The 24594-nt window shown below is 73.2% G+C and carries 31 protein-coding genes and 1 pseudogene; 12 read left to right on the top strand and 20 right to left on the bottom strand.

Going from position 1 to position 24594, the window contains the following annotated elements; genetic code table 11:
* The first annotated feature begins 3 nt into the window (after positions 1-3).
* From ABZX30_RS08390 to ABZX30_RS08370, 5 genes and pseudogenes are all read left to right on the top strand, one after another.
* Positions 4-381 (top strand): DUF2795 domain-containing protein, encoded by a 378-nt coding sequence (locus tag ABZX30_RS08390; RefSeq protein WP_355930423.1) that lies wholly within the window; start codon positions 4-6, stop codon positions 379-381.
* Positions 378-1073 carry a diguanylate cyclase gene (locus ABZX30_RS08385; RefSeq protein WP_355930420.1) on the top strand — a complete coding sequence of 232 codons (696 nt, stop codon included), beginning with the start codon at positions 378-380 and terminating at the stop codon, positions 1071-1073. Before ABZX30_RS08390 ends, ABZX30_RS08385 begins: the two co-directional genes overlap by 4 nt.
* A gap of 23 nt (positions 1074-1096) precedes the next feature.
* Positions 1097-1639, top strand: coding sequence for a type 1 glutamine amidotransferase domain-containing protein (locus tag ABZX30_RS08380; protein ID WP_355930417.1), 543 nt, complete (start codon positions 1097-1099; stop codon positions 1637-1639).
* 109 nt (positions 1640-1748) lie between these two features.
* Positions 1749-1862, top strand: a pseudogene (locus ABZX30_RS08375) (catalase); the annotation flags it as partial.
* A 23-nt stretch (positions 1863-1885) separates the two neighbouring features.
* Entirely contained in the window at positions 1886-2143 is a 258-nt protein-coding gene (locus tag ABZX30_RS08370; RefSeq protein ID WP_355930416.1) for a hypothetical protein, read from the top strand.
* A gap of 46 nt (positions 2144-2189) precedes the next feature.
* On the opposite strand, the gene ABZX30_RS08365 is transcribed toward ABZX30_RS08370, so the two are convergent.
* Complete coding sequence (locus ABZX30_RS08365) at positions 2190-2477, bottom strand: DUF6158 family protein (protein WP_355930414.1); 288 nt, start codon at positions 2475-2477, stop codon at positions 2190-2192.
* A 57-nt stretch (positions 2478-2534) separates the two neighbouring features.
* On the opposite strand from ABZX30_RS08365, the gene ABZX30_RS08360 reads away from it, so the two are divergent.
* Positions 2535-3650 (top strand): Vms1/Ankzf1 family peptidyl-tRNA hydrolase, encoded by a 1116-nt coding sequence (locus ABZX30_RS08360; RefSeq protein ID WP_355930412.1) that lies wholly within the window; start codon positions 2535-2537, stop codon positions 3648-3650.
* Positions 3651-3680: 30 nt separating this feature from the next.
* Here the strand turns inward: ABZX30_RS08360 and ABZX30_RS08355 are convergent, their stop codons facing one another.
* Together ABZX30_RS08355 and ABZX30_RS08350 are read right to left on the bottom strand one after the other, a co-directional pair.
* Positions 3681-5300 carry an ATP-binding cassette domain-containing protein gene (locus ABZX30_RS08355; protein WP_355930409.1) on the bottom strand — a complete coding sequence of 540 codons (1620 nt, stop codon included), beginning with the start codon at positions 5298-5300 and terminating at the stop codon, positions 3681-3683.
* A 42-nt stretch (positions 5301-5342) separates the two neighbouring features.
* Positions 5343-6005, bottom strand: coding sequence for a histidine phosphatase family protein (locus ABZX30_RS08350; protein ID WP_355930406.1), 663 nt, complete (start codon positions 6003-6005; stop codon positions 5343-5345).
* A 100-nt stretch (positions 6006-6105) separates the two neighbouring features.
* Between ABZX30_RS08350 and ABZX30_RS08345 the strand changes: the two genes are divergently transcribed.
* From ABZX30_RS08345 to ABZX30_RS08335, 3 genes are all read left to right on the top strand, one after another.
* Positions 6106-7599 (top strand): phosphatase PAP2 family protein, encoded by a 1494-nt coding sequence (locus ABZX30_RS08345; RefSeq protein ID WP_355930404.1) that lies wholly within the window; start codon positions 6106-6108, stop codon positions 7597-7599.
* A 90-nt stretch (positions 7600-7689) separates the two neighbouring features.
* A complete protein-coding gene (locus tag ABZX30_RS08340) occupies positions 7690-8505 on the top strand; it encodes a class I SAM-dependent methyltransferase (protein WP_355930402.1) in 816 nt (271 codons plus the stop codon).
* 68 nt (positions 8506-8573) lie between these two features.
* Positions 8574-8744 (top strand): hydrophobic protein, encoded by a 171-nt coding sequence (locus tag ABZX30_RS08335; RefSeq protein WP_355930400.1) that lies wholly within the window; start codon positions 8574-8576, stop codon positions 8742-8744.
* Positions 8745-8774: 30 nt separating this feature from the next.
* Here the strand turns inward: ABZX30_RS08335 and ABZX30_RS08330 are convergent, their stop codons facing one another.
* The 13 genes from ABZX30_RS08330 to ABZX30_RS08270 form a co-directional block, all read right to left on the bottom strand.
* A complete protein-coding gene (locus ABZX30_RS08330) occupies positions 8775-9080 on the bottom strand; it encodes a gas vesicle protein K (protein ID WP_355930398.1) in 306 nt (101 codons plus the stop codon).
* Positions 9077-9265 carry a gas vesicle protein gene (locus ABZX30_RS08325; RefSeq protein ID WP_355930395.1) on the bottom strand — a complete coding sequence of 63 codons (189 nt, stop codon included), beginning with the start codon at positions 9263-9265 and terminating at the stop codon, positions 9077-9079. Before ABZX30_RS08325 ends, ABZX30_RS08330 begins: the two co-directional genes overlap by 4 nt.
* Positions 9262-10041 (bottom strand): GvpL/GvpF family gas vesicle protein, encoded by a 780-nt coding sequence (locus tag ABZX30_RS08320; protein ID WP_355930392.1) that lies wholly within the window; start codon positions 10039-10041, stop codon positions 9262-9264. Before ABZX30_RS08320 ends, ABZX30_RS08325 begins: the two co-directional genes overlap by 4 nt.
* Entirely contained in the window at positions 10038-10382 is a 345-nt protein-coding gene (locus tag ABZX30_RS08315) for a gas vesicle protein (RefSeq protein WP_355930390.1), read from the bottom strand. Before ABZX30_RS08315 ends, ABZX30_RS08320 begins: the two co-directional genes overlap by 4 nt.
* Positions 10379-11590: an SRPBCC family protein gene (locus ABZX30_RS08310; protein ID WP_355930387.1), complete on the bottom strand. Its 1212-nt coding sequence runs from the start codon at positions 11588-11590 to the stop codon at positions 10379-10381. The genes ABZX30_RS08315 and ABZX30_RS08310 overlap by 4 nt, the downstream gene beginning before the upstream one ends.
* Complete coding sequence (locus ABZX30_RS08305; RefSeq protein WP_355930386.1) at positions 11587-12234, bottom strand: DNA primase; 648 nt, start codon at positions 12232-12234, stop codon at positions 11587-11589. The genes ABZX30_RS08310 and ABZX30_RS08305 overlap by 4 nt, the downstream gene beginning before the upstream one ends.
* Positions 12231-12494 carry a gas vesicle protein GvpG gene (locus ABZX30_RS08300; RefSeq protein ID WP_355930385.1) on the bottom strand — a complete coding sequence of 88 codons (264 nt, stop codon included), beginning with the start codon at positions 12492-12494 and terminating at the stop codon, positions 12231-12233. The genes ABZX30_RS08305 and ABZX30_RS08300 overlap by 4 nt, the downstream gene beginning before the upstream one ends.
* 27 nt (positions 12495-12521) lie before the next feature.
* Positions 12522-13292, bottom strand: a complete 771-nt coding sequence (locus tag ABZX30_RS08295) for a GvpL/GvpF family gas vesicle protein (protein ID WP_355930383.1) — start codon at positions 13290-13292, stop codon at positions 12522-12524.
* Positions 13289-13714, bottom strand: a complete 426-nt coding sequence (locus ABZX30_RS08290) for a gas vesicle structural protein GvpA (RefSeq protein WP_355930381.1) — start codon at positions 13712-13714, stop codon at positions 13289-13291. The genes ABZX30_RS08295 and ABZX30_RS08290 overlap by 4 nt, the downstream gene beginning before the upstream one ends.
* Positions 13715-13780: 66 nt before the next feature.
* The gene (locus ABZX30_RS08285; protein WP_355930379.1) at positions 13781-14164 is read right to left on the bottom strand and encodes a gas vesicle protein; all 384 of its coding nucleotides are present in this window, start codon (positions 14162-14164) and stop codon (positions 13781-13783) included.
* 104 nt (positions 14165-14268) lie between these two features.
* A complete protein-coding gene (locus ABZX30_RS08280) occupies positions 14269-15093 on the bottom strand; it encodes an ATP-dependent DNA ligase (protein ID WP_355930378.1) in 825 nt (274 codons plus the stop codon).
* Complete coding sequence (locus ABZX30_RS08275; protein WP_355930375.1) at positions 15090-16937, bottom strand: transketolase; 1848 nt, start codon at positions 16935-16937, stop codon at positions 15090-15092. Before ABZX30_RS08275 ends, ABZX30_RS08280 begins: the two co-directional genes overlap by 4 nt.
* Positions 16934-18529, bottom strand: coding sequence for an FAD-dependent oxidoreductase (locus ABZX30_RS08270; protein WP_355930373.1), 1596 nt, complete (start codon positions 18527-18529; stop codon positions 16934-16936). The genes ABZX30_RS08275 and ABZX30_RS08270 overlap by 4 nt, the downstream gene beginning before the upstream one ends.
* A gap of 174 nt (positions 18530-18703) precedes the next feature.
* Between ABZX30_RS08270 and ABZX30_RS08265 the strand changes: the two genes are divergently transcribed.
* Positions 18704-19672 carry an LLM class F420-dependent oxidoreductase gene (locus ABZX30_RS08265; protein WP_355930371.1) on the top strand — a complete coding sequence of 323 codons (969 nt, stop codon included), beginning with the start codon at positions 18704-18706 and terminating at the stop codon, positions 19670-19672.
* Positions 19673-19719: 47 nt separating this feature from the next.
* Here ABZX30_RS08265 and ABZX30_RS08260 read toward each other — a convergent pair whose 3' ends face one another.
* Positions 19720-20175: a phage holin family protein gene (locus ABZX30_RS08260; RefSeq protein ID WP_355930369.1), complete on the bottom strand. Its 456-nt coding sequence runs from the start codon at positions 20173-20175 to the stop codon at positions 19720-19722.
* A gap of 123 nt (positions 20176-20298) precedes the next feature.
* Between ABZX30_RS08260 and ABZX30_RS08255 the strand changes: the two genes are divergently transcribed.
* Positions 20299-20646 carry a VOC family protein gene (locus ABZX30_RS08255; protein ID WP_355930367.1) on the top strand — a complete coding sequence of 116 codons (348 nt, stop codon included), beginning with the start codon at positions 20299-20301 and terminating at the stop codon, positions 20644-20646.
* A gap of 131 nt (positions 20647-20777) precedes the next feature.
* A complete protein-coding gene (locus tag ABZX30_RS08250) occupies positions 20778-21125 on the top strand; it encodes a DUF6204 family protein (RefSeq protein ID WP_355930364.1) in 348 nt (115 codons plus the stop codon).
* Here the strand turns inward: ABZX30_RS08250 and ABZX30_RS08245 are convergent.
* Genes ABZX30_RS08245 through ABZX30_RS08235 form a run of 3 tightly spaced genes read right to left on the bottom strand, consistent with a single transcriptional unit; the run spans position 21103 to position 24582 of the window.
* Complete coding sequence (locus ABZX30_RS08245; protein WP_355930362.1) at positions 21103-21648, bottom strand: GNAT family N-acetyltransferase; 546 nt, start codon at positions 21646-21648, stop codon at positions 21103-21105. The two genes, ABZX30_RS08250 and ABZX30_RS08245, sit on opposite strands and share 23 nt — an antisense overlap.
* Positions 21649-21706: 58 nt before the next feature.
* Entirely contained in the window at positions 21707-22633 is a 927-nt protein-coding gene (locus tag ABZX30_RS08240) for an LD-carboxypeptidase (protein WP_355930359.1), read from the bottom strand.
* The gene (locus ABZX30_RS08235) at positions 22630-24582 is read right to left on the bottom strand and encodes a prolyl oligopeptidase family serine peptidase (protein ID WP_355930357.1); all 1953 of its coding nucleotides are present in this window, start codon (positions 24580-24582) and stop codon (positions 22630-22632) included. Before ABZX30_RS08235 ends, ABZX30_RS08240 begins: the two co-directional genes overlap by 4 nt.
* Positions 24583-24594 lie beyond the last annotated feature (12 nt).

The raw sequence follows: 24594 nt of genomic DNA, 5'->3' as shown, positions 1-24594 counted from the left end.
GACATGCAGCGAGGCAGTGACCGGCTGAGCGTCCACCGGGACGACGAGATGAAACACGAGCTCCAAGGCCTGCTCCGGTCCGGGCACCCCACGCGCACGGAGGAGTGGCACGACCCGGAGCCGACCGCCGAGGACGACCCCGAGGTCTGGGGCGGTCCGGTGGCGCCGGGGCGCTCCGGGGCCACGCTGGAGACGGTCCGGTTCGAGCTGGCGCGGCTTCTGGGGCGCAGCGCGTTCCCGGCGGGGCCGGCCGACCTGGCCCGGATCCTGCGGCGCAAGAACGCGCCGGACGCGATGATCGAGGCGGTGGCACAGCTGCCGCGCCAGGACCACTACACCACCGTGCAGGAGCTGGCTAAGGCGCTGGTGGGCCGCGGATGAGCCGGGGCCGGGGCCAGGCCGCGGAGATCGCCGCCACTGGCGTCACCGTCGATGTCGGTGACGCCAGGACCCGGTACCTGCTGTACGGGCTGCTGCCCGGCTGGTTCGTACCGGGCCTCGCCGACTGGGCGATGCACCGACCCGACTGGGCGATGCACGGGCGCACCCGCGTCGAGGACACGGCCGGGACGAAGGAGTCCCTGATCCACTCCCTGATGACGGCCGAGGTGGGCCTGCCCACCGCGCTCACCCTGCGCTACGAGGTGAACCCGCTGCTGCTGACGGTGCAGCTCGGGGCGGCCGCCGTGCACGAGGCGACGGCGCTGCGGGACGTACGGGAGGCGGTGGACAGCGACCGCGAGGTCAAGCCCGTCGAGCAGCACATCCACAGCTTCCTGGAGGCGCTGCCGTTCGGCGGGCTGAGCGCGCTGATGTGCCTGCACGCCGACCAGGTGCGGTCGTTGGTGCGGGGCGGCCGGGGCGATCCGGACGCGTGGCGCCCGGTGCCGCGCCGACGGCCGTTGTCGCCGGGGTATCCGGCGGCCATCGGCGCCGCGATCGGCGTGTGCGTGCTCCTGCCGTACGGCGAGGAGCTGCTGCGCTGCCGGCGGGCGGCCCGGGCGAAGCGGAAGCGCGGGCGGGACGACAGGGCCCGGTGGCGGGCCATCGACCACGAGACATTGCACGTGTGAACACGAGAAGGAGGACGGTCATCATGCGCATCGCGTTCCTGGTGGCTCCGGAGGGGGTCGAGCAGGTCGAGCTGACCGACCCGTGGCAGGCGGCTTCGCAGGCCGGGCACGAACCGGTTCTGGTGTCGACGAAGTCGGGCGAGATCCAGGCGTTCAATCATCTGGACAAGGCGGACACGTTCCCGGTGGACGAAGTGGTGGGACAGACGTCGGCCACATCGTTCGGGGGGCTGGTGCTGCCCGGCGGGGTGGCCAACCCGGACTTCCTCCGGATGGATGAGAAGGCCGTCGCGTTCGTGAAGGAGTTCTTCGACCAGGGCCGTCCGGTCGCCGCGATCTGTCATGCCCCGTGGACGCTGGTCGAGGCGGATGTCGTCCGGGGCCGGGTGCTGACCTCGTGGCCGAGCCTCGAGACGGACATCCGCAACGCGGGCGGCACCTGGGTGGACGAGCAGGTGAAGATCTGCGACCACGGCCCCAACCAGCTGGTCACCAGCCGCAAGCCGGACGACCTGAAGGCGTTCTGCGACGCGTTCCTGCATGTGTTCGCCGGGGAGGCCGGCTGATGGGCCCCCGGACGACGCCAAGCAGTACCAGCGTGAGGCGTTCCACGCCGAGGACCCGGCGTCGGGTCCGCTCACCACGGACCAGGGCGTCGACGTCGATCACACCGACGACTCGCTGACGGCCGGTGAGCGCGGGCCGACCCTGATAAAGGACTTCCACTTCCGGGAGAAGCTCACCCACTTCGACCACGAGCGGATCCCGGAACGGGTGGTGCACGCGCGCGCGGTGCGGGCGCGTACGGGTTCTTGCCGGACGCGGTGCGGTTCGTCCGCTCCGTCTACCGGCACGGCAAGCCGATCGGCGCGCTGGGGTCGGGGGCCGGGATCCTGTCGGGGCTGGAGCCGGAGGGCCTGAGGGTGTCGACGGAGTTCCCTCACATGATCAGTGACCGGGGCGTGGTCACGGACACCGCTCCCGGTGCCGCGCACCCGGACTTCACCGGGGCGTTCGTGGCCGCGATCGCGGCCCACCGGCACTGGGGCCGGCCTCCGCTGCGCTGCTGACGCGTACCGGTTCCCGGAGGGGCTCCCCGGGCGGGGAGCCCCTCCTTCAGGTACCGGAGCGGTCGGGCGTCGCCGTCTGGGCGCAGCCGCGTTCCCGGGCACCCTCCCGGGTGCGGCCCGCGGCGGTCAGGCGGCGCGGGTTGCGGCGCAGGTACTCGCCCTCCAGCTGGGCCATGCGTTCGTTGTGGGCCCGCAGGGCGTCGTTCGAGCCGTACAGCAGGGTGTCGTGGCGCGTGCGGTGGATCGTCTCCAGCTCCTTCATGAGCTGGGAATCGTCCAGGCGGCTGGGGTCGACTCCGGTCATGGTGGTGTCCCGCTCGTCGTGTTCGTTCATGCGGTACGGGTACCCGCCCGGGACGCAGTACCCCCGAGCGGCATCCGGGAGTGAGCCATGGATCTGGCGTTTCTCCATCCACTGTACGAACAGCCGGGCCCCTGGGCCTCCGTGTACGTCGACACGTCCCGGCACGCGGAGGACACGCCCCAGGAGGTGCGTGTGACCGCCCAGGCGGTGGTGCGCGAGCTGAGGGAGCAGGGGGCGGACGACGCCACTTGCCGCGCGGTGGAGGAGGCGATCGGGGAACTGGCCCACTCCCCCGACCCGCACGGCCGGGCCGTGTTCGCCCGGGGCGGCGAAGTGGTCCTCGACCCGGTGCTGGCCCACTCCCCGCCGGGCAACCGGGCGGTGTGGGCACCGCTGCCGCGGGTGGCACCGCTGCTGGACCTCGCCGGTGAGGACCCGCTGGCGATCGTGTCGTACATCGACCGGCGCGGCGCCGACTTCGAACTGCGCAGCGCGCTGGGCCGGCGCAGGGCGGGCGCGGTCGTCGGCCGGCAGCATCCGGTCCACCGCACCAGCAGTGCCGACTGGCCGGAGCGGCGCTTCCAGCTGAAGGTGGAGAACACCTGGGAGCACAACGCGGCGGAGATCGCCGACGCGCTCGCCGTCTGCCAGGACGAGACCCGGGCGGACCTGCTGATCCTGGTCGGTGACGAGCGGGAGCGGCGCGAGGTGCGCCGGCGGCTGCCGAAACGGCTGCACGAGCGCGTGGTGGAGTCCGCGCACGGCACCGGAAGCAGGCTGCTGGACGACGAGGTGGAGCAGGTACGCGCCCGGCACGCGCGCCAGCGCGTCGAGGCAGAGCTGGACCGGTTCCGTGCCGCGCGCGCCCCGGACGGGCAGGGCCGCGCCGGTGCCGTCGAGGGCGTGCCCGCTCTGGTGGCGGCCGCCCGGGAGCACCGCCTGGAGGAGTTGCTGATCAGGCCGGACGGGCCCGACGCCCACCGCGAGGTGTGGATCGGCGAGGACCCCGACCAGCTGGCGGTGCGCCGTACCGAACTGCGGGTCCTCGGCGAGCAGCACTCCTGGCCGGCGCGCGCGGACGACGCGCTGCTGCGCTGCGCGGTCGTGACGGACGCCACCGCGCTGTCCCTGGCACCGGTGCCGGCGGGCACGGGGGACGAGACTTTGGCGGGCGGTCTGGGCGCGCTGCTGCGCCGGCAGTGACCGGCGGGCGTCCGGGCGGGCCCGGTGCGGCTACCGGGCCCGCTCCACCCTGCGCTCGTCCCACACCGGCTCGGGCGTCTCGCGGACCCGGCCGTCGCTGCCGAAGACCAGGTAGCGGTCGAAGGACCGGGCGAACCAGCGGTCGTGGGTGACCGCGAGGACCGTGCCGTCGAAGGCCTCCAGGCCTTCCTGGAGGGCTTCGGCTGAGTCCAGGTCGAGGTTGTCGGTCGGCTCGTCCAGGAGCAGGGCGGTGGCGCCCGCCAGTTCCAGCAGGAGGATCTGGAAGCGGGCCTGCTGGCCGCCGGAGAGCCGGTCGAAGGACTGCTCGGCCTGCTGGGTGAGCTCGTAGCGGCGCAGCCGGGACATGGCGGCGCCGCGGTCCTGGGAGTGCTCCTTCCACAGGATGTCGAGCAGGGTGCGGCCTGCCAGCTCCGGGTGGGCGTGCGTCTGCGCGAAGTGCCCGGGCACGACCCGCGCCCCGAGCCGCCACTGGCCCGTGTGGGCGACGTCGTCACCGGCCAGCAGGCGCAGGAAGTGCGACTTGCCGGAGCCGTTGGAGCCGAGGACTGCGACCCGTTCGCCGTAGAAGACCTCCAGGTCGAACGGTTTCATCAGGCCGGTCAGTTCGAGACCCGCGCAGGTGACGGCCCGTACGCCGGTGCGGCCGCCCTTCAGGCGCATCCGGATGTCCTGCTCGCGGGGCGGCTCGGGCGGCGGCCCGGCCTCCTCGAACTTGCGCAGCCTGGTCTGCGCCGCCTGGTAGCGGGAGGCCATCTCATGGCTGACGGCGGCCGCCTGGCGGAGGCTGAGGACGAGCTTCTTCAGCTGGGCGTGCTTCTCGTCCCAGCGGCGGCGCAGCTCCTCGAAGCGGGCGAAGCGTTCCCGGCGGGCCTCGTGGTAGGTGGCGAAGCCGCCGCCGTGCACCCAGGCGTCGGCGCCGGCCGGCCCGGGTTCCACGGAGACGATCTTCTCAGCGGCGCGGGCGAGCAGTTCGCGGTCGTGGGAGACGAACAGGACCGTCTTGCGGGTCTCCTTCAGCCGCTCCTCCAGCCAGCGCTTGCCGGGCACGTCCAGGTAGTTGTCCGGTTCGTCCAGCAGCAGCACCTCGTCGGTGCCGCGCAGCAGCGCCTCGAGGACCAGCCGCTTCTGCTCGCCGCCCGAGAGGGTCCGCACCTGCCGCCACTGCGCACGCTCGTAGGGGACACCGAGGGCGGCCGTGGTGCACATGTCCCACAGCGTCTCGGACTCGTAGCCGCGCGCCTCGGCCCAGTCGGCCAGTGCCTGCGCGTAGGCGAGCTGGGCGGCCTCGTCGTCGACGGTCATGACGGCGTGCTCGGCCTCGTCGACGGCCCGCGCGGCTTCGCGGATGCGGGGCGGCGCGACGGAGAGGAGCAGGTCGCGCACGGTCGTCTCGTCCCGTACGGAACCCACGAACTGGCGCATGACACCGAGCCCGCCGCTGACGGTGACCGTGCCGCCGTGCGGCTTCAGCTCACCGGCGATCAGCCGGAGCAGGGTGGTCTTGCCGGCGCCGTTGGGACCGACCAGGGCGACGACGGCGCCTTCGCCGACCCGGAAGGACACGTCGCCGAGCAGGGTCCTCCCGTCGGGGAGGTGGTATTCGAGGTGCGCGGCTTCCAGGTGTCCCATGGGCAGGCATTCTCCGGGGCGCCCGTGACCTGGGGCAAACTCTTATCCGGCCGCGTCCACGGGCTGCCCGGCCGGTCCGCTCTCCCCCGCCCCCGCCGGGACGACGGCAGCGCCCTGCCAGGTCAGCGCCTTCCAGCCGTCGGACGGGGAGCCTTCCAGCACCACCACACCGGTGTTGCCCAGCGGCCGGGCGGCGGCGAAGGGCACGTCGACGTTGTCGGCGCGGGCGGCGGTCCACATGCGGATGGCCGCGCCGTGGCTGACCAGCGCGACGGTGCCGGCGCCGCTGTCCGCGGCCTCGGCGACGACGGCGTCGTACCGGGCCAGCGCCTCGGCGCCGTTCTCCCCGCCCGGCATGCGCAGCCCGGTGTCCCCGCCCGCCCACGCGAACACCGTGCGCATGTAGAGCTCACCGAAACCCGAGTCGCCGGGCACCATCTCCAGGTCCCCCGCGGACACCTCGCGGATACCGTCCCGGACGATCACCTCGAGGCCGCGTGCGGCGGCCAGCGGGGCGGCCGTGAGCCGGGTGCGGACGAGGGTGGAGGCGTACACGGCCTCGATGTCCTCGCCGGCGAGCGCCGCGGGGAGTGCGGCGGCCTGCCGCTCGCCGAGCTCGGTCAGACCCGGGCCGGGCACGGCGGTGTCCAGCAGGAAGTCGACGTTGGACGGGGTCTGGCCGTGCCGGACGAGGAGCAGGCGCATGCGGAGTCCTTCCGTGTCGGGCGGTGCCGGTCGGCTCCGGACGGTTCCGGGCACCCCGTGGGCCGACAACAAACGGCCGCTTCAGGGTATCCGGACCCACATGAGCCCAGACGTCGACCTCACCGTCCTCCGGCCCGGCCCGCACATGCTGCGCGACAAGCTGCTCGCGCTGGACTGCCGGCTCTTCCAGGTGGCCGCCGAGCGGCACTGGCCCGGCGCCGAGCGGGTGCTGCCGCGGCTGAGCCGCAGCGCCAACCACGGTGTGCTGTGGTTCGCGGCCGCCGCCACCATGGCCGCCGTCCGCACCCCGCGCGCCCGCCGCGCCGCGGCCCGGGGCCTGGCCTCGCTGAGCCTGGCCTCCCTGACCATCAACTCCCTCGGCAAGCGCTCGGTGCGCCGGCCCCGGCCGGTGCTGGACCCGGTGCCGCTGGTGCGGCAGCTGAAGCGGCAGCCGATCACCACGTCCTTCCCGTCGGGCCACTCCGCCTCGGCGGCCGCGTTCGCCGCCGGGGTGGCGCTGGAGTCGCCGGCCTGGGGCGCGGTGGTGGCGCCGGTGGCGATCTCCGTGGCGATGTCCCGGGTCTACACCGGTGTGCACTTCCCGAGCGACGTCCTCGCCGGTGCCGCTCTCGGCGTGGGCGCCGCGTACGCGGTCCGGGCCCTGGTGCCGACCCGGGCGCAGAGCAGCCCGCCGGCCCGGCCGCGGGCCGCGGCGCCGGCGCTGGAGGACGGCGCGGGCCTGGTGGTCGTCGCCAACAACGCCTCGGGCACCGCCGACCGGGCGCGCGCGCTGCGGGACGCCCTGCCCGGGGCGGAGGTCGTGGAGTGCGCACCGGAGGAGGTGCCGACCGAGCTGGAGAAGGCGGCGGCGCGGGCCCGGGTGCTGGGGGTGTGCGGGGGCGACGGCACGGTGAACACGGCCGCCGGCACCGCCCTGCGGCACGGCCTGCCGCTCGCGGTGCTGCCGGGCGGCACGCTCAACCACTTCGCCTACGACCTCGGCGTGGAGGACGTACGGGACCTCGCCGGGGCGGTCCGGCAGGGCGAGGCGGTGCGGGTGGACGTCGGCCGGTTCCGGGCCCCGGGCCGCGAGGGCGTCTTCCTCAACACGCTCAGCCTGGGCGTGTACCCGGAGCTGGTGCGCGTGCGGGAGCGCTGGTCGGGCCGGATCGGGGGCTGGCCGGCCGGGGTGCTCGGGGCGGTGCGCGTGCTGCGCGCCGACCGGCATCCGCTGGCGGTGGACGTCGGTGGCGAGACCCGCCCGCTGTGGCTGCTGTTCGTCGGCAACGGCGTCTACCACCGCAGGGGCCTGGCGCCCGGCCGCCGCGCGGACCTGGCGGACGGACTGCTGGACGTCCGGGTGGTGCACGGCAGCCGCCGGCCCGCGCTGCGCCTGCTCTCCGCGGCCGCGGCGGGCCCGCTGACCCGCTCCCCGGCGCACGCGGCGGTGCAGGTGGGCCGGCTGCGGCTGTCCGGGGTGGAGCCCGGCACGCCGCTGGCGTACGACGGCGAGGTCACCGAGGTGTCGGGCGAGGTGACGCTGGAGAAGCTGCCCGAGGCGCTGACGGTCTACCGGCCGCTCCCCCAGGGCTGACGAGGCGTCATTCCACATACCGAAACGGCGGTCTCATGATGTGGCATGCGGGCGTAGGGTGAACCCACCGACGACCCAGGGGGTACAGCGATGCCGAAGCCGCAGGAGACCGCCGTGTACACGCACGGGCACCACGAGTCGGTGCTGCGCTCGCACACCTGGCGGACCGCCGCCAACTCCGCGGCCTACCTGCTCGGTTCGCTCAAGCCGCACATGCGGATCCTGGACATCGGCTGCGGCCCGGGGACCATCACCGCCGACCTGGCGGCGCTGGTCCCCGACGGGCACGTCACCGGCGTCGACCACGCACCGGGGGTCCTGGAGCAGGCCCGCGCCACGGCCGCCGGGCGCGGCCTGACGAACGTCGACTTCGCCGTCGCCGACGTGCACGCCCTGGACCACCCCGACGACACCTTCTGCGTCGTCCACGCCCACCAGGTGCTGCAGCACGTCGGTGACCCGGTACAGGCGCTGCGCGAGATGCGCCGGGTCACGAGGCCCGGCGGCTTCATCGCCGTCCGCGACGCGGACTACTCGGCGATGACCTGGTACCCGGCGGTGCCCGGCCTCGACGACTGGCTCGAGGTGTACCTGCGGGTGGCCCGGGCGAACGGCGGCGAACCGGACGCCGGACGCCGGCTGAAGTCCTGGGCGCTGGCCGCCGGGCTCACCGACATCACGGCCACCTCCGCCACCTGGACCTTCGCCACGGCCGAGGAACGGGCCTGGTGGAGCGGGCTGTGGGCGGACCGCACCACCGCCTCCTCCTACGCCGGCCGCGCCACCGGGGGCGGGCACGCGACCGCCGGGCAACTGGCGGCGGTGGCGCGCGCCTGGCGCGAGTGGGGCGAGCGCGAGGACGGCTGGTTCGCGGTCCTGCACGGAGAGATCCTGTGCCGCAAGTGAGCCCGGTCCGCGCATTCCGGGACTGATCCCCGCATTCCGGGAAAACCGCAACACGGGAGGTTCACATCATGGTTCCCATCCTTCTGGTACTGCTCCTGGTGCTCATCCTCTTCGGCGCCGGATTCGCGGTGAAGCTGCTCTGGTGGATCGCCCTGGCCGTTCTCGTCGTCTGGCTGCTGGGGTTCCTGTTCCGCGGAACCGCGGCGAGCGGCTGCAGGGGCCGCTGGTACAGGTGGTGAATCACCCCCCGGCGAACCGGACGGACGTCCTCATTCCCGGGGCAGCAGCGGTCCCAGCGGCCCGAGGTCCAGGTTCAGGTCCTCGGGCCGCAGCCCGTAACGGTCGCGGAGCTCGGCCATCCGGTCCTCCAGGAGCATCAGGGTGAGCCCGATCCGCTCCTCCTGCTCCTCGGTCAGGTCGCCCACGTCGAAGCGGCGCAGTGCCTGCCGTTCCATCAGCTGCCGCAGCAGCTCCACGACCGTCAGGACGAGTTTGACCAGGTCACGCTCGACCGTGTCGGGCTCCAGGTCCAGACGGTTGGGGGGGTGGGGCGATGTGGGACGGGGCGAGGTCATGAGGACTCCTCGAACGGTGACGGCACCTGCGCGTTCACCGAGCTGATCAACGCGTTCAGGTCGATGCGGACCAGGTCGACGTCCGCGATGCGCAGCGTGACGTCACCGGTGATCACCACCCCGCCGGCCAGCAGCCGGTCGAGCAGGTCCACCAGGGCGACCTCACGGCGTTCGATGACGGTCACGTGCCTTCCCCACCCTCGTCCGTCCCGGTTTCGCCGGCGAAGGAGTACGGGGCCCAGGGGCCGGTGAGTTCCACCCTCAGCCCGGGAGTCTCGTCCTTCGCGTGGTCCACGATTTCCACGAATTCCTCGGAATGCGCACGCGGCACGAGATAGGCCGCGTTGAGCACGTTCCGCCCCGAGATCCCGGAAAGCGCGGGATTCTGCGGTGCGTGCAGCCGGGAATCCTCGGCCCGCTCGGCGAGCATCCGGTGCAGGCGGTCCGCGAAGGCCTCCGCCTTCTGCCACATGTCCTCGTGCGAACGGGTCTGCGCGCGCCGCTGCCGCAGATAGTCACGGCCCGACGCGGGCTTGGGAGCGGGCTGTTCCGGCTGGGCCTGTGCGAAGTCGGCGTACACCTTCACCCCCCATTCCACCCGGCCCTCCAGCCGGTCGAGGGTGCGCCGGAACTCGTCCTCCCTCGCCTCCATCATCGTCCGCACTCCGCTGTCGTCCCGGAAGACGGTCGCCAGGCGCAGCGGCAGCGGGGTGGTGACCGTGGTGAGCGCGTCGATCACGCCCTGGTGGGCGCGAGCGGTCGCGGTCAGCCAGTCCATGTCCTCCAGGCGGGCGCGCAGGGCGTCCTCGGCGAAGTCGGCCTCGGGGACCGTGCTGACGACCGCGACCAGCCCGTGGTGGTGCAGCAGTGCGGGCGGAGCGCCCCCGATGCCCGTCAACTGGGCCTGCAGGGGCGCGCCGAGAGGCCGGCAGACGGCGTACACGTACCGCAGTCCGGTCATTCTTCCTCCCTGGGCGCGCGGCGGGGCTCCAGCTCCAGTTCCTCCAGACGCGCCAGTCGTTCGCGCAACTCGGCGTTCTCACGGGCGAGTTCGTCCCGGCGGGCGCGGGAGGACAGGGCGGGGTCGCTCTCCCACCAGTCGATGCCCATCTCCTTCGCCTTGTCGACGGAGGCGACGATGAGCCGCAGTTTCACGGTGAGCAGTTCGATGTCGAGCAGGTTGATCCTGATGTCGCCCGCGATGACGACACCCTTGTCGAGCACGCGCTCGAGGATGTCGGCGAGGTTGGCACCCCCGCCCTGTTGTCCATAGGGCTCGGGGAACCGGCCGGGCGTCGTCATCGACGGCCCCCGTGCTCCGCGTACTCGGGCTCCTCTTCTTCCTCCTCGGCGCCCTCCTCGGGCTCCTCGGCCTCCTCGTACTCACCCTCGGGTTCGTACTCGCCCTCTTCCTCGGCCTCGTAGGGCTCCTCTTCCTCGGCCTCGTAGGGCTCCTCTTCCTCGCCCTCCTGGCCGTAGGCCTCCTCTTCGGCCTCCTCGCCCTCCTCCGGCTCCTCGGCCTCCTCCGCTTCCTCGGGCTCCTCGGTCTCGTAGGCCTCCTCGGCCTCCTCCGGCTCCTCGCCCTCTTCCGCCTCCTGCGCGGATTCCTCCTCCTCGGCGACGGCGTCCTCGTGGCTGCGGACGACCTCGCCGTCGCGGATCTCGCCGCGCCAGCCGTCCTCCGCCTCGCCCTTGAGGGTGATGAACCGGGCGTAGTTCTTCAGGTCGAGCCGGACTCGGCGGCCCTGGGCGCGCCAGATGTTGCCGGTCTTCTCGAAGAGGCCGCTCGGGTAGTACTCGATGACCAGCAGGACGCGGGTGAGGTTGTCGTCGAGCCGGTGGAAGGAGACGACGCCCTTCGTGGTGCCCTTGGCGCCCTCCGACGTCCACTGGATCTTGTAGTCGGGGATCTGCTCGACCGTGTGGCCCTTCCAGCTGCGGTTGGACCACCAGATCTTCGCCTGCCAGTCGGAGTTCGTGTCGTCGGCGCGGCTCGCGCTCTTCACGCCCTTGGCGAAGGTGCTGAAGTCCTGGTACTGGGTCCACTGGTCGTAGGCGGTGCGCACCGGGACGCCGACGTCGACGGACTCGATGATCACGGTCGGCTTGTTGCCGCCGCCCTTGCGCTTGCCCTTGCCGCCGCCCCCCAGGTTCTTCAGCTTGTCCATGACGGTGTCCTTGGCACGGGAGGCACCTATCTCGAGCGCGGAGCGCAGCGGGCCCTTGCCCTCGGCGACCTTACGGCCGGCGTCGAGGGCCAGCTTGGCGAAGCCCGGGCTGTTGCCCTCGGCGATGTCGTTGAGCTTGCCCGTGGTCTCGCCGAGCTTGCGGCCGAAACCGGTCAGCATGCGCTGGGCCTGAGCCGCCAGGTATTCCTGCACCTCCGCCTTCAGGCGGTCGGCGGCCTCGCTGTGGGCCAGGTCGGTGAGGGGGTTGTTCTTCGCCGCGCCGGTGGCCCCGCCCGCGGCCTTGCCCGCCGCGGACGTCGCGGATCCGAGGGTCTCGGTCATCCTTCATCGCCGCCCTTCGGCTGCCGGGACCGCGTGGCGTCGCCGGCCGCGGCCGTCTTCTTCGCGGCCGTCCTGCCGGCCGCCTGGGTCTTCTTCACCGTCTTCTTGGCGGGGGCCTTCGCCGCCGCCTTCTTCGCGGGGGCGGCCTTCTTCGCGGGGGCCGCCTTCTTCGCCGGAGCCTTCTTGGCCGCCCGTTTCACCGGGGCCCGGGAGCCGTCCCCGGCCGCCTCTTCCCGCTCCTCCTGCTCCTGCTCCTGCTCCTGCCTGGGCTCCTCGTCCCCGGCCTCCTCGCCTTCCCCGGTCTCCTCGGGGCCGGTGTCCGGGACCACGCCCGAGAGCCGGTCGCGGACCTGGGCGGTGCGGCCGTGCAGCCGGTCGGCGAGCGCGTTCATCTGCCGTTCGGCCATGGCACCGGTGGCGGCCTTGCCGACGCCCCGCATGTCCTCGCGGAGCTGGTCGCCGATCTCCTTGAACTGCGGGTTGTTCCGCAGCTGCTGGTTCACCAGGTCCGCGAGCCCTCGCGGGCCGAGGTTGAGTTTCTTGCCGGCCACCAGGGAGCCGACCGCGAGGGCCATCTTCATCTTCTTGGTACGTCCGAGGACGTATCCGGCCCCTATCGCGAGGCCCAGTGCCGTTCGGTTCATCGTCCCGTCCCGTTGCCCGTCGTGTTGCCGGAGCCCATCGCGTGCTCCAGCCGGTCGAGGAGTTCGTCCTCGCGCCGGTCGAACTCCTCCTCGGTGATCTCGCCCGCCTCCAGCTGTTCCTCGAGGCGGGCGAGTTCCGCCCGTACGGTGGCGGGGTCGTAGTAGATCCGCTCCGCCTCGTGGAGCACCTGCCTGATCGCCCACGCGCTGCCGCGCACCGGCGCGAACGGCAGCAGCAGCACTTCGCTGATCAGTCCCATCCGCTACTCCCTCCGCTCGGCGGGGCGCTACTGCGCTCCGGCGTCCGCGCCGGCCGTGGTGCCCGCGGGCTCGGCGGGGCCGGGCTCGACGAAGCTGTACGGCGGCAGCGGTCCGTTGACCCGCAGGTCGACATGGGCGAGGGACTGGCGGGCCCGCTCCACGGCGGCCAGGAAGCCGTCCGCGGTGCCGCGGTCCACCAGGAACGACACGTTGACCAGCCAGCCGGTGGACTCGGGGCCCACGCTCACCGCGTCGGTGACCGGGGCCAGCAGCCGCTGGATCTCGGCGGCGTCCTCGGCCTCCTTGGCCTTGACCGCGGCGGCCACCATCTCGCCGAGCCGGATCTTGTCGTCGTAACTGCCGCCGCCCGCCTTGCGGTTGGCCTCGGCGAGCGCGCGCAGCTCCGGGCTCTCGGCCATCACGCGGTGCAGGACGGCCTCTTCCACGTGCGTGGCCTTGACGTTGTACTCGACCTTGCCGTCCAGCGCCTGCAGGCGCTCCTTGTAGTGCGTGGCGCGGTCGGCGAGCACCTCGGTGACCGCGGCGTCGTCCGCGGCGACACTGCCGAACCGCATGGGCAGCACACAGCCGTCCGCTTCCGCCTCGGCGAGGACGCTCTGGTGGGCGAGCAGGTCCCGGCGCTTGGGGCGCAGCCCCTCGGGGGCGTCACTGACGATCGCGGCGAGGTCGCCCTCCTTCAGGACGCGCACGGGCATGGGTGGCTCACCCACCCCGCCCATGCCTTCGGGGAGCGGGGGGTGCGAGCTCGCGGTGACGGCGTAGACGTACGTGCTCACTCCTGCTCCTCCTTCCTGCGCGCGGCCGTGGTCTTGCGGGCTCGCGGCCTGGACTCCTGGTCGCCTTCCGAGCGTGCCTGCTTGAAGGCGTCCGAGATGGTCTCGGCGGCGCCGGACAGCGCCCCCTTGGACTTGCCTCGGGCGCCGGACTCGGTGATCTCGCCGACGAGGTCGGGCAGGCCCGGGCTCTTGCGGGGGCCGGCCTCGAGGTCGAGCCGGTTGCACGCCTCGGCGAAGCGCAGGTAGGTGTCCACGCTCGCGACGACGACCCGTACGTCGATCTTGAGGATCTCGATCCCGACCAGGGAGACCCGCACGAACGCGTCGATGACGAGTCCCCGGTCGAGGACGAGTTCCAGTACGTCGTAGAGGCCGCTGCTGCCGCCTCCGCCGCCGGACTGCTGTGCCGGGACTACGGTCATGCCGACCGCGCCTCCTTGTCTGTGTGAGGGTCGTGACGTTCTGTGAATGGGTCGCGGGAGGGCGCCCTAGGACCTGCGCGCGTCGGCCCGCCCGCGTTCGTACCGGCGGACGCGCCGGTAGCCGGTGAGCTGTCCCCGCGGGTCGAGGTCGACCTGGTAGCTCGCCATCAGGCTCATCGTGTCGGGAACCCTGGCGATCTCGAGGACCTCCACCTCCAGGGACCAGCCGTCCTGGGTCTGTTCGAAGGACGAGACCTGTTCGGGTTCGAGGCCGGTGAGTTCCGCGAGCTGGGCGCGCGCCTGGCGCAGCACCTCCATCGGGCTCGGCCGCTGCTCCTGAGCCATGTGCTGGTCCGTGTCCTCCTGCGGCTCCTGTGCGTTCTGGGATTGCTGCGATTCGCGGGTTTTCTGTGAATCCTGCGAATCCGGTGTGTTCTTTGTGTTCGACATGGCCACCTCTCCCTCCGTGTGGCCGCAAGGGCGTTGGCCAAACATGGAAGAGGGCACGGGTCGCCGACGCGGGCCGTCGGGCCTGCGCAGGGACGGTAGGTGCATCAGCCACGCAGTGCGTCGAGCCGGCGCCGGGCGAGGCCGAGCGCCCGTCCGCGGCCCGGCAGGCCCGCCCAGGGATCGGTACGGGCCTGCGCGACGGCGGTCTGGGCGTAGGCGTTGCGCTGCACGTCCGGATAGAGCCGGTCGCCGCGGTCCTGCTTGCGGGCGGCGGTGGTGAGCCGGTCGGGGTGCTCGGCGGCCAGCAGCTCGGCGATGTCCCGGGCGAAGGCGCGGACCTCGTCGACGTCGTGCCGCCCGCTCAGGGGCACGACGACGTGCAGTCCGCGCGAGCCGGTGGTCATCGGCGCCGAGGGCAGCCGCAGATCGTCCAGCAGGCCGTGCAGCAGCCGGGCCGCCTCCCGGGCCGCCGCGAAGCCGGCGGCCGTGCCACCCGGGGGATCGAGGTCGATGACCATCCGGTCCGGGTGGTCGGCGCCGTGACCGCGGTCGGTCCGGGAGAGCCACCGGTGCAGGGTGAGACAGGCCTGGTCGGCGAGGAAGACCAGGGTGGCGGTGTCGTCGCAGGTCACGTGCGTGACCGTGCCGTCCTCCTTGGCGACCTCGGCCCGGGTGATCCAGTCCGGGTAGTGGTCCGGGGTGTTCTTCTGCATGAACCGCGGACCGTCGAGGCCGTCCGGGTACCGCTCCAGCATCAGCGGACGGCCACGCAGGTGCGGCAGCATGAACGGCGCGACGGACCGGTAGTAGTCGACGAGGTCGCCGGTGTACTCCGTCGCGCCGCCCCCGCCGGGGAAGAGCACCTTGCCGGACCGGTGCACCCCGACCGTGCGGCGGCCCGCCCGAACCGTCCGCACGTCGTCGCTCATCGCACGACCGCCTCCTCCACCAGCAGCCGTCCGGCCGCGGCGATCGCCGTCGCGTCGATGCCCGCGGCGTGCAGCTGCTCGTCGGGTGCGGCCGAACCCGGCATCGTGCGCACGGCGAGCCGGACCAGCCGGGGCACGGGCCTGCCGTCGGTGAAGGCGTCGAGGACCGCGTCGCCGAGGCCGCCCTCCTCGTGGTGGTCCTCGACGGTGAGCAGGCAGCCGGTCTCCTCGGCGGCCTGCCGAAGCGTGTCGCGGTCCACGGGCTTGACCGAGTACAGGTCGACCACCCGGACCCGGATGCCCTCCTCCTGGAGGGCGTCGGCGGCCGCCAGCGCCTCGTGCACGGTCACCCCGGCCGCGACGACGGTCAGCCGGTCCTCGCCGGAGGAGCGCAGCACCTTGCTGCCGCCGACCGGGAACCGCTCCTCAGGGCCGTAGATCACCGGGGTCCCGCCGCGCGAGGTGCGCAGGTAGCGGATGCCGTCCAGGTCGGCCATGGCCGCGACCAGCTGGGCGGTCTGGTTGGCGTCGCACGGGTACAGCACGGTCGAGCCGTACAGCGCCCGGAACATCGCCAGGTCCTCCAGACCCATCTGCGAGGGCCCGTCCTGGCCGATCGCGACGCCCGCGTGGGAGCCGACCAGGTTGATGCCCGAGCCACTGATCGAGGCCATGCGCAGGAAGTCGTGGGCGCGGGTGAGGAAGGCGGCGAACGTCGCGGCGTAGGGCACGTGGCCGCGTGCGGCCAGGCCGACGGCCGAGGCGACGAGCTGCTGCTCGGCGATGTAGCACTCGAAGAAGCGGTCCGGGTGCTCCTTGGCGAACTGCTCGGTGCGCGTGGAGTCGCCGACCTCGCCGTCCAGGGCGACGACGTCGCCGCGGGCGGTGCCGAGCGCCGCGAGGGCCTCGCCGAAGGCGTTGCGGGTGGCCACCTTCTCGCCCTTGTCGTAACGGGGGAGCTCCAGGGAGCCGTCGGACACGGCCTGCGACGTGCGGACGGCGGGCGGCTCCTGCACCCGGACGGTGAGGTGGCGCGGACCGCCCAGTTCGGCGATCGCCTCCTCGGCCTCCGGCAGCGGCTTGCCGTGCAGGCCCTCGCGGTCCTGGACGGCGGCGACTCCCTTGCCCTTGAGGGTGCGGGCGAGGATCACGGTGGGCTGTCCGGTCGTCGAGGCCGCCTCGCCGTAGGCGCGGTCGACGGCGTCCACGTCGTGGCCGTCGACCTCCACGGTGTGCCAGCCGAACGCCTGGAAGCGGCGGGCGTAGGCGTCGAGGTCGTGGCCGTGGCGGGTGGGGCCGCGCTGGCCGAGGCGGTTGACGTCGACGATCGCGGTCAGGTTGTCGAGGTGCTCGTACGCGGCGTGCTCGGCGGCCTCCCAGACCGAGCCCTCGGCGAGCTCACTGTCGCCGCACAGCACCCACACCCGGTAGCCGGCGCGGTCCAGGCGTTTACCGGCCAGCGCGATACCGACGCCGACCGGCAGGCCCTGGCCGAGCGAGCCGGTGGCCGTCTCCACCCACGGCAGCCGCCGCGGGGAGGGATGGCCCTCGAGCCTGCTGCCGAGCTTGCGGAAGGTGCGCAGTTCGCCGTCCTCGATCGCGCCGGCCGCCTTGTACGCGGCGTACAGCAGGGGCGAGGCGTGCCCCTTGGAGAGGATGAAACGGTCGTTGCCGGGATGGTCGGGGCGCTCGAAGTCGTAGCGGAGGTGGTGGGCGAGCAGTACCGCCATCAGGTCCGCGGCCGACATGGACGACGTCGGGTGTCCCGACCCGGCCGCCGCGGCGGCCCGCACGCTGTCCACGCGCAGCTGCTGCCCGAGTTCGACGAGTCCGGCGCTGTTCATGAGTCTCCTTCCGACGGGATGTCAGGGCGTTTGACGGGGCCCGGGGCGGGGTGGCCGCCCGGGGATCCGGAGCCGGGCAGGTCCTTGGCGGGTTCGCCGCCCGGCTGGTTCTTCGCGGGTTCGCCGCCCGGCTGGTTCCTGGTGGGTTCGCCGCCCGGCTGGTTCCTGGTGGGCTCGGCGGCCGGGGGCCTTCGCTCGGGGCTGTCGCCCGGCCGGTCTCCCGCGGGATCCCCGCCGGTGTCCGCGGCCAGGGCCGCGCCCGGCCCGGTCCCGGCCGGCCGGCCGCCTGCGCCGGGGACGCGCGCCAGTTCCGGGGAGGCCGTGTCCAGCGGCACGGACCAGGACCGTACGAGGCCCAGCTGGACGCCCTGGCGCGGCAGCACGGCGTCCAGGAGCCAGTCGGCGGCGACCCGGACGCGGTTGCCGGGCATGGCGGCCAGGTGGTAGCCGCGGGTGACGAGACCGGCGGGCGGGCCGGACAGCGGTACGCCGAGCGGGTCGGCGGCGGCCTTGACGCCGCCCAGGTCGACGACGAAGCCCAGGTCGCGGTGGCGGTAGGGGCGGCGCTCGCCGAGCCCGAGCGACGCGGCCACGTTGCGCGCGGCGGTCCTGCCGTGCCGCCAGGCGTGCTGGGCCGTCATCGGCGTGTACTTTCCCGGGTTGCCGAGGTCGGGCACGGCGGCCGCGTCACCGCACGCGAACACCTCGGGCCTGCCCGGCACCTGGAGGTACGGGTCGACGAGGAGGCGTCCGCGTTCCAGGGGCTGCCCGGTGTTCTCCACGAGCGGGTCGGGCCGGACGCCGACGCACCAGACGAGGCTGCGGGTCTCGACGAAGTCGCCGTCGGTGAGCAGGACGCCGTCGTGGGTGGCTTCCTTCACGGAGGTGCCCATCCGCACCTCCACACCGCGCTCACGCAGTACACGGCCGGCCGTACGGGAAAGCCGTTCGTCCATCTCCGGCAGGACGCGCGGCGCGATGTCCAGAAGCATCCAGCGGGGCCGCATGCCCAGCCGCCGCAGCTGCAGGCGTGCCAGCCGGTCGGTGAGCATCTGCATGTGCGCGGCCACTTCGGTACCGGTGTAGCCGGCGCCGACCACCACGAAGGTGCACCGGGCGGCGCGGCTCTTGGGATCGTCGGACCCGGCGGCGAGTTCTATCTGCCGGGTGACGTGGTCACGCAGGTACAGCGCCTCGGGCAGGCCGCGGAAGCCGTGCGCGTGCTCGGCGACGCCGGGGATGGGCAGCAGTTTGTTGACGCTGCCCACGGCGAGGACGAGACGGTCGTAGGCAAGCGTGCCGGTGCCGCCCTCGGGGTCGGTGTAGTGCACGGTGCGCCCGTCCAGGTCGACGCCGTCGGCCTCGCCGAGCACGGGGCGCACCCCGGGCAGGGTGCCGGAGAGGGAGACGGCGACGCGGCGCGGTTCCAGGATTCCGGCGGAGACCTGCGGCAGCAGGGGCAGGTACAGGAAGTAGTCGGTCGGGTTCAGCAGGGTGATGTGGGCCCGGTGCCGGGTCAGCCGGGAGAGGGTGCGGGCCGCCCGGTATCCGGCGAAGCCGGCGCCGACGATCACTATGCGGGGTCGACTCACGGTGCGCCTCCGGCGGTGTGGCTCGTCCGAGGCCTACCGCGTCCCCCTGGTCAGGGCCGCCAAACGCCGGGGCGACGGAGCGTTTCGCCCCGTCCCCGTCCGGTTACCCGGGGCGCGGCCCCACCCGACCCCGTCCGACCAGACACGACCGCTCGTGTCGCGGAGGTATCCCCCATGCCCGAATACGGCTATTTCCTGGCGACCGAGGAACACGGTCCCGCCGAACTCGTGGAACAGGCCCGCATGGCCGAACAGGCCGGCTTCCAGGCGCTGTGGATCTCGGACCACTACCACCCGTGGAACGACGCGCAGGGCCAGAGTCCGTTCGTCTGGTCGGTCATCGGAGCGCTGTCGGAGGCGGTGTCGCTGCCGATCGAGACGGCGGTGACCTGCCCCACCGTGCGGATCCACCCGGCGGTGGTGGCGCAGGCCGCGGCGACCAGCGCGGTGATGACGGGTGGCCGTTTCCGGCTCGGCGTCGGCACCGGCGAGGCCCTCAACGAGCACATCCTCGGCGACGCCTGGCCGCCGCTGCACATCCGGCTGGAGATGCTGGAGGAGGCCATCCAGATCATGCGCCGGCTGTTCACCGGTGAGGAGGTCAACCACCACGGCACGCACTACACGGTGGAGAACGCCCGCCTCTACACCGTTCCCGACGAACCGGTGCCCGTCGACATCTCCGGCTTCGGCCCCAAGGCGACCCAGCTCGCCGCCCGGGTGGGCGACGGCTACATCACGATGGCGCCGGACGAGGAGATGGTCACCCAGTTCCGCAAGGGCGGCGGGGGCAGCACCAAGCTCGTCAGCGGCGGTACGAAGGTGTGTTACGGCTCCGACCGCGACGAGGCCGTCCGCCGGGTGCGCGAGCTGTGGGCCAGCGAGCTGCTGCCCGGCGAGATGAACCAGATCCTGCCCTCGCCGCGCCACTTCGAGCAGCTGCAGCCGCTGGTCACGGAGGAGAAGGTCCGGGAGAGCCGGGTCTGCGGCGACGACGTCGACGAACATGTCTGCGCCCTGGCCGCGTTCGCCGACGCGGGCTTCGACCGGGTGTACGTCAACCAGATCGGCCCCGACCAGCGCGGCTTCTTCGACTTCTACCGGACGAAGGTGCTGCCGCAGCTGACGGGAAACGGGCGCTGAGCCGGAAAGGGGCCGGGCCGGGGCCGGGGCCGGGCGGCGGTCTCCGGTCAGGCCCGGTGGTGCGGCCCCTCGGGGTCGATGTCGCCGGGACGCGGGGACTCCGGCTCGCGCAGGCCCGGTGCCGTGGGCGGCACGGACGGCATGGGCGGGTACGGCCGGGTGCCGGCGGCGCCGTGAGCGGGAGCAGCGGCGGGGTGCGCGGGGTGGGGGTGCTCCGGGCGGGCCGCGCCGCGCAGCGCGTACGCGACGGCGCCCAGGATCGCGGCGGTGATCAGCGCGGCCGCCCAGCCGGGCAGGCCGGCGGCCAGGCCCAGGCCCAGGGCCACCGCGAGCGCGCCGCCCGCGTACAGGGCGACGGCGCCGGACGCCGCGTACAGCAGGGCCGTACGGCGTTGCTTGCGGCTCTGCTCGCGCAGTTCGTCCCGCACGGTTTCGCGCGCCACCTGCGCCAGTTCGTCGACCAGGTGCTTGTCCAGGTGCTCCAGATGATCCAAGCGGTCCATACCGCGCGGGTACCCGTACGCACGTGCGGATAACGCGTCCGGACGACGCGGCCGTGCGGTCGGCCGGAGGGGATCGCGTGAAGCGATCTCCTCTCCCGGCCACCGCCAACTAGGCTCGTACTCATGGAGATTCAGGGCGCCGCACTGCGCATCTACGTCGCCGACCTCGACACCGCGATCCCCTTCTACGAGCGCCTGACCGGCGGCACGGCGATGCGTTTCGCCCGCGGCGGGGTGCAGGTCGCCGCGGTCGGCTCCTTCCTGCTGATGAGCGGCCCCGAGGCCGAGCTGGAGCTGCTGCGCAAGGTGACGGCGACCATCGCCGTGAAGGACGTCGAGGAGGCCCACCGGGTCCTCACCGGCCTCGGCGCCCGGATCATCGCGGGCCCGGTCGCGACGCCGGTGGGCCGCAATCTGATCGCGATGCATCCGGACGGAGCCGTGTTCGAGTACGTGGACCAGGCGGGCTGAGCCGCGCTGGGCGGAAATTCCGCTCGCGGCACGCCGGCCGCGGCATACAGTCGGCGTTCGGTGCGGATCGTATGCACTCATCGCATACACGCGGCACGTACACGCACGTACACGAAGGGACACCACGGCGGATGAGCGAGCGGCACACCTACCGGGTCATCGTCCGGGGCACCTGGGCCGGACTGACCGAGGAAGCGCGGGCACGGCTGCTGGCCGAGGCCGCCGACCACGGGATGACGAGCATGCGGTTCACCGAGGAGGGCTCGCTGTCGTACCAGCCGTCGCCGCTCAAGCACTTCTCCATGCGGTACGTGGTGGTCTCGGACGCGGCGGACGGCGAGGAGATGGCGGCGGCGATCGCCGAGGACCGGGCGGAGACCGCGCTGCGCGGCCTCGGCTACGGCTGCACCGGTCTGCGGTCGACCGTGACGGACCTCGACACCATGAAGGTGAACTTCAAGCCCGCATCTCGGCGGTGATCGCCCACCGCTCGTGGTCACGCCAGGCTCCGTCGACGTAGATCATCTTCGGTGAGAAGCCCTCCAGGCGGAACCCGGCGCCGCGGGCGAGGGCGATGGACGCGGTGTTGCGGGGCTGCGCGTTGATCTCCAGCCGGTGCAGCCGCATCGGCCCGAACGCGTGGCCCACCACCAGGTCGAGGCCCTCGCGCATCAGCCCGCGACCGGCGGCGTGGGCGAAGGCGCCGTAGCCGAGGGCGCCGCACTGGAAGCCGCCGCCGACGATGTTGTTGATGTTGATGAACCCGGCGATGGCCCCGTCGTGCTTCTCACAGACCAGGAATCCGGCCTTCGCCGGGTCCTCGATCAACCGCCCCGCGTACGCCGTGTACGCCTCTTCGGTGGCCGGCGGGAACAGCCACGGCTGGTGCAGGTCCTTGCTCTCCCGGACCCGGGCGGTGAACTCCGGGCCGTCCTCGTAGGTGAAGTGGCGTATCCCCACGCGGGGGCCTTGGGCGAGGTATCGGGACTCGGCATGGGGCATCCGGCCAGCTTACGATGCCTTCGGCCCGGCGTCCCGCGGAGGCCGGGAGCCCCCGTGGTCAGCGCAGCGCGGGTTCGTCGAGCGTCAACGTGCCCGCGTCCGCGTCGAGTTCCGCGACGCATCCGAACGGGATCGTCACCGCTGAGTCGCAGTGGCCGAATCCGAACTCCTCGACGACGGGGACGCCGCCGAGGGCTCCCAACCGGTCGGTGAGCAGGGCGCGCACCCGGTCGAGGCCCTCGCACCGCTCCCAGGACCCGAGCAGCACCCCGTGCACCCCCTCGAGCCAGCCCGCGCGCAACAGCTGGGTGAGATAGCGGTCGAGGCGGTAGGTCTCCTCGCCCACGTCCTCCAGGCACAGCAGTCCGCCGCGCGCCGAAGGCCGTGCGTGCGGGGTGCCGCACTCGGCGGCGAGCAGGCACAGGCAGCCGCCGAGGGTGACGCCGCGGGCCCGGCCGGGGACCAGGGCGCGGCCGCCGGAACGAAGGGTGCGGACGGTCTCCGGGGCGAAGAGGGTGGCCCTCAGGTGCTCCTGTGCCCGCGTGTTCTTGATGAAGTCGGCACCGGCCGCCATCGGGCCGTGCAGGGTGGCGAGCCCGAGCCGGGTGGCGAAGGCCTCGTGGAGTGCGGTGATGTCGCTGAAGCCGACGAACACCTTCGGTCCGGCCGCCCGCATCGCCTCCCAGTCGAGCAGGTCGACGATCCGCTGGACCCCGTATCCGCCTCGGGCGCACAGCACCGCGTCCACGGCCGGGTCGCACCAGGCGCACTGCAGGTCGGCGGCGCGGTCGGCGTCCGTGCCCGCCAGGTAGTCGAACTCCGGGTGCCGGTCGAGGACGTGCGGCGCGACGACCGGGTCGAGGTCCCAGCCCCGCAGCACGTCCAGCCCGGCCTGCAGTCGCTCCTCCGGCACCGGGCCGCTGGGGGCGACGACGGCCACCCGGGCTCCGGCGGCGAGGCGGGCGGGGCGGGCCAGCTGCTTCACGTGACGATCTCCGGGGCCGGGACGCCGGCCAGGTGCAGGCCGAACACCTGAGCGTACAGGGACAGCTCCGCCTCCAGCGCCCTGATCAGCGTCCCGGCCCGCCGGAAGCCGTGCCCCTCGCCCTCGAAGGTGAGGTAGGCGTGGGGCACGCCGCGTCCTTCGATCCGGGCGAGGAGGCGTTCGCACTGCGCGGGCGGGCAGATGACGTCGTCCAGGCCCTGGAGCAGCAGGAACGATGCGGTGATCTGGTCGGCGTGCTCGGCCGGCGACCGCTCCGCGTAGCGTCCGGGCACCTCGGCGAACGGTCCGACCAGGGTCTCCAGGTAGCGTGACTCGAAGTCGTGGGTCTGACCCGATGCCCAGGTCGTGAGGTCGAGCACGGGGTAGGCGATGGTGGCGCAGGCGTAGACGCCGGTCGTGGCCAGCGAGGCGGCGGCGGTCCAGCCGCCCGCGCTGCCGCCCCGGATCGCGAGCCGGTCGCGGTCGGCGGTGCCCTCGTCGGCGAGGGCGAGGGCGACGGCCGCGCAGTCCTCGACGTCGACCACGCCCCACTGCTCGCGCAGCCGGTCGCGGTACGCGCGGCCGTAGCCGGTGGAGCCGCCGTAGTTCACCTCGGCGACCCCGATGCCGCGCGAGGTGAAGTAGGCGATGGCCAGGTCCAGTACGAGCGGCGCCCGGCTGGTGGGGCCGCCGTGCGCCCACACGACGTACGGCGGCAGTTCGCCGCCGGGTGCGACGCAGCCGGGGTGGCGGGGCGGGTAGACGTGGGCGTGTACCTCGCGGCCCTGGGGGCCGGTGAAGGTGCGGATCTGCGGTTCCGGGTAGTGGGCGGGGTCCACCGGGTCGCGGTGCGGGGCTCCGATCACCCGGGCACGGCCCGTCCGGGTGTCCAGTGCGACGACCTCGTAGGCGCTGCGCGGGCCGGCTCCGACGGCCGTCACCCGGTCCCCCCGGGCCGCGAGGGTGGGTGCGAACTCGGTCCAGGGGCCGGCCGCGTCGACGAGCTCGCCGGTCTCGGGATCCAGTATCCCGAGTGCGGTCGGCCCGCGACCGTGGACGACGGCGATCAGCCCGTTCGCCAGCGGCGCGAACCAGCGCTGCCCGAGCCTCCACAGCGGTCCGGCGAACTCCTCCTCGCGGGGGCAGAGCGGGACGCCGTCGCGGTAGAGGTTCCACCAGCCGCTGCGGTCGCTCGCATACAGCAGACCGCCGTCCGGCGACCATTCGCACTGGGCGACGGACTCCCGAGGTCCCCCGGCCACCGTGCGTACGGTGTGCAGGGTGCCGTCGCCGGCGACCTCGGCGCGCAGCAGTTCGGTGCCGTCCCACGGCATCCGCGGATGGTCCCACGCCAGCCAGGCGGCCTGCCTCCCGTCGGGCGACAGCCGCGGCCCGGTCACGAACCGGTGCCGTTCGCCGGTGAGTTCACGGATCGCGCCCCGGTCGGAGGCGGCGGATCCGTCCAGCGGTACGGCGGCCAGGACGCGGCGCAGGTCGCCGGGTCCGTCGCCGGTGAACTCCTCGAGCACGCACCACACTTCGCCCCGGTCCGGCAGCAGCAGCGGATCGGCCCAGCGCAGTCCGCCGCCCACCGGCGACACGGGGGTCAGCGGGCGCGGCTCGCCGCCGGGCTCGTACCGGTAGAGCCGCTGGTCGGGGAAGTGGGTGAACACCACGAGGGGTCGTTCGCCGAAGACCTCTCCGGCCCACGGCTGTCCACCGTATTCGATCACCCGGCTGCGCACGTCCCACGGCGCCGGCAGCACCGGCTCGGCGGTGCCCCGCGCCCCTCGTCTGACGAGCGTCCGCCGGCCGCCCTCCTCGGGCCGGGGCTCCGTCCACCACGTCTCGTCGCCGACGTGGCAGACCCAGTCGGGCTGCCCGTCGTGCGCGGCGGCCAGGGCCGCGTCGATGGGCGAGGGCCAGGAACCGTAGGCAAGTGTCCGCACGCCGTCTCCCCC

The organism is Streptomyces sp. NPDC004542 (assembly GCF_040610035.1).
In the GTDB taxonomy this organism is placed as follows: Bacteria; Actinomycetota; Actinomycetes; order Streptomycetales; family Streptomycetaceae; genus Streptomyces.
This window is presented reverse-complemented; position numbering and strand designations above follow the sequence as displayed.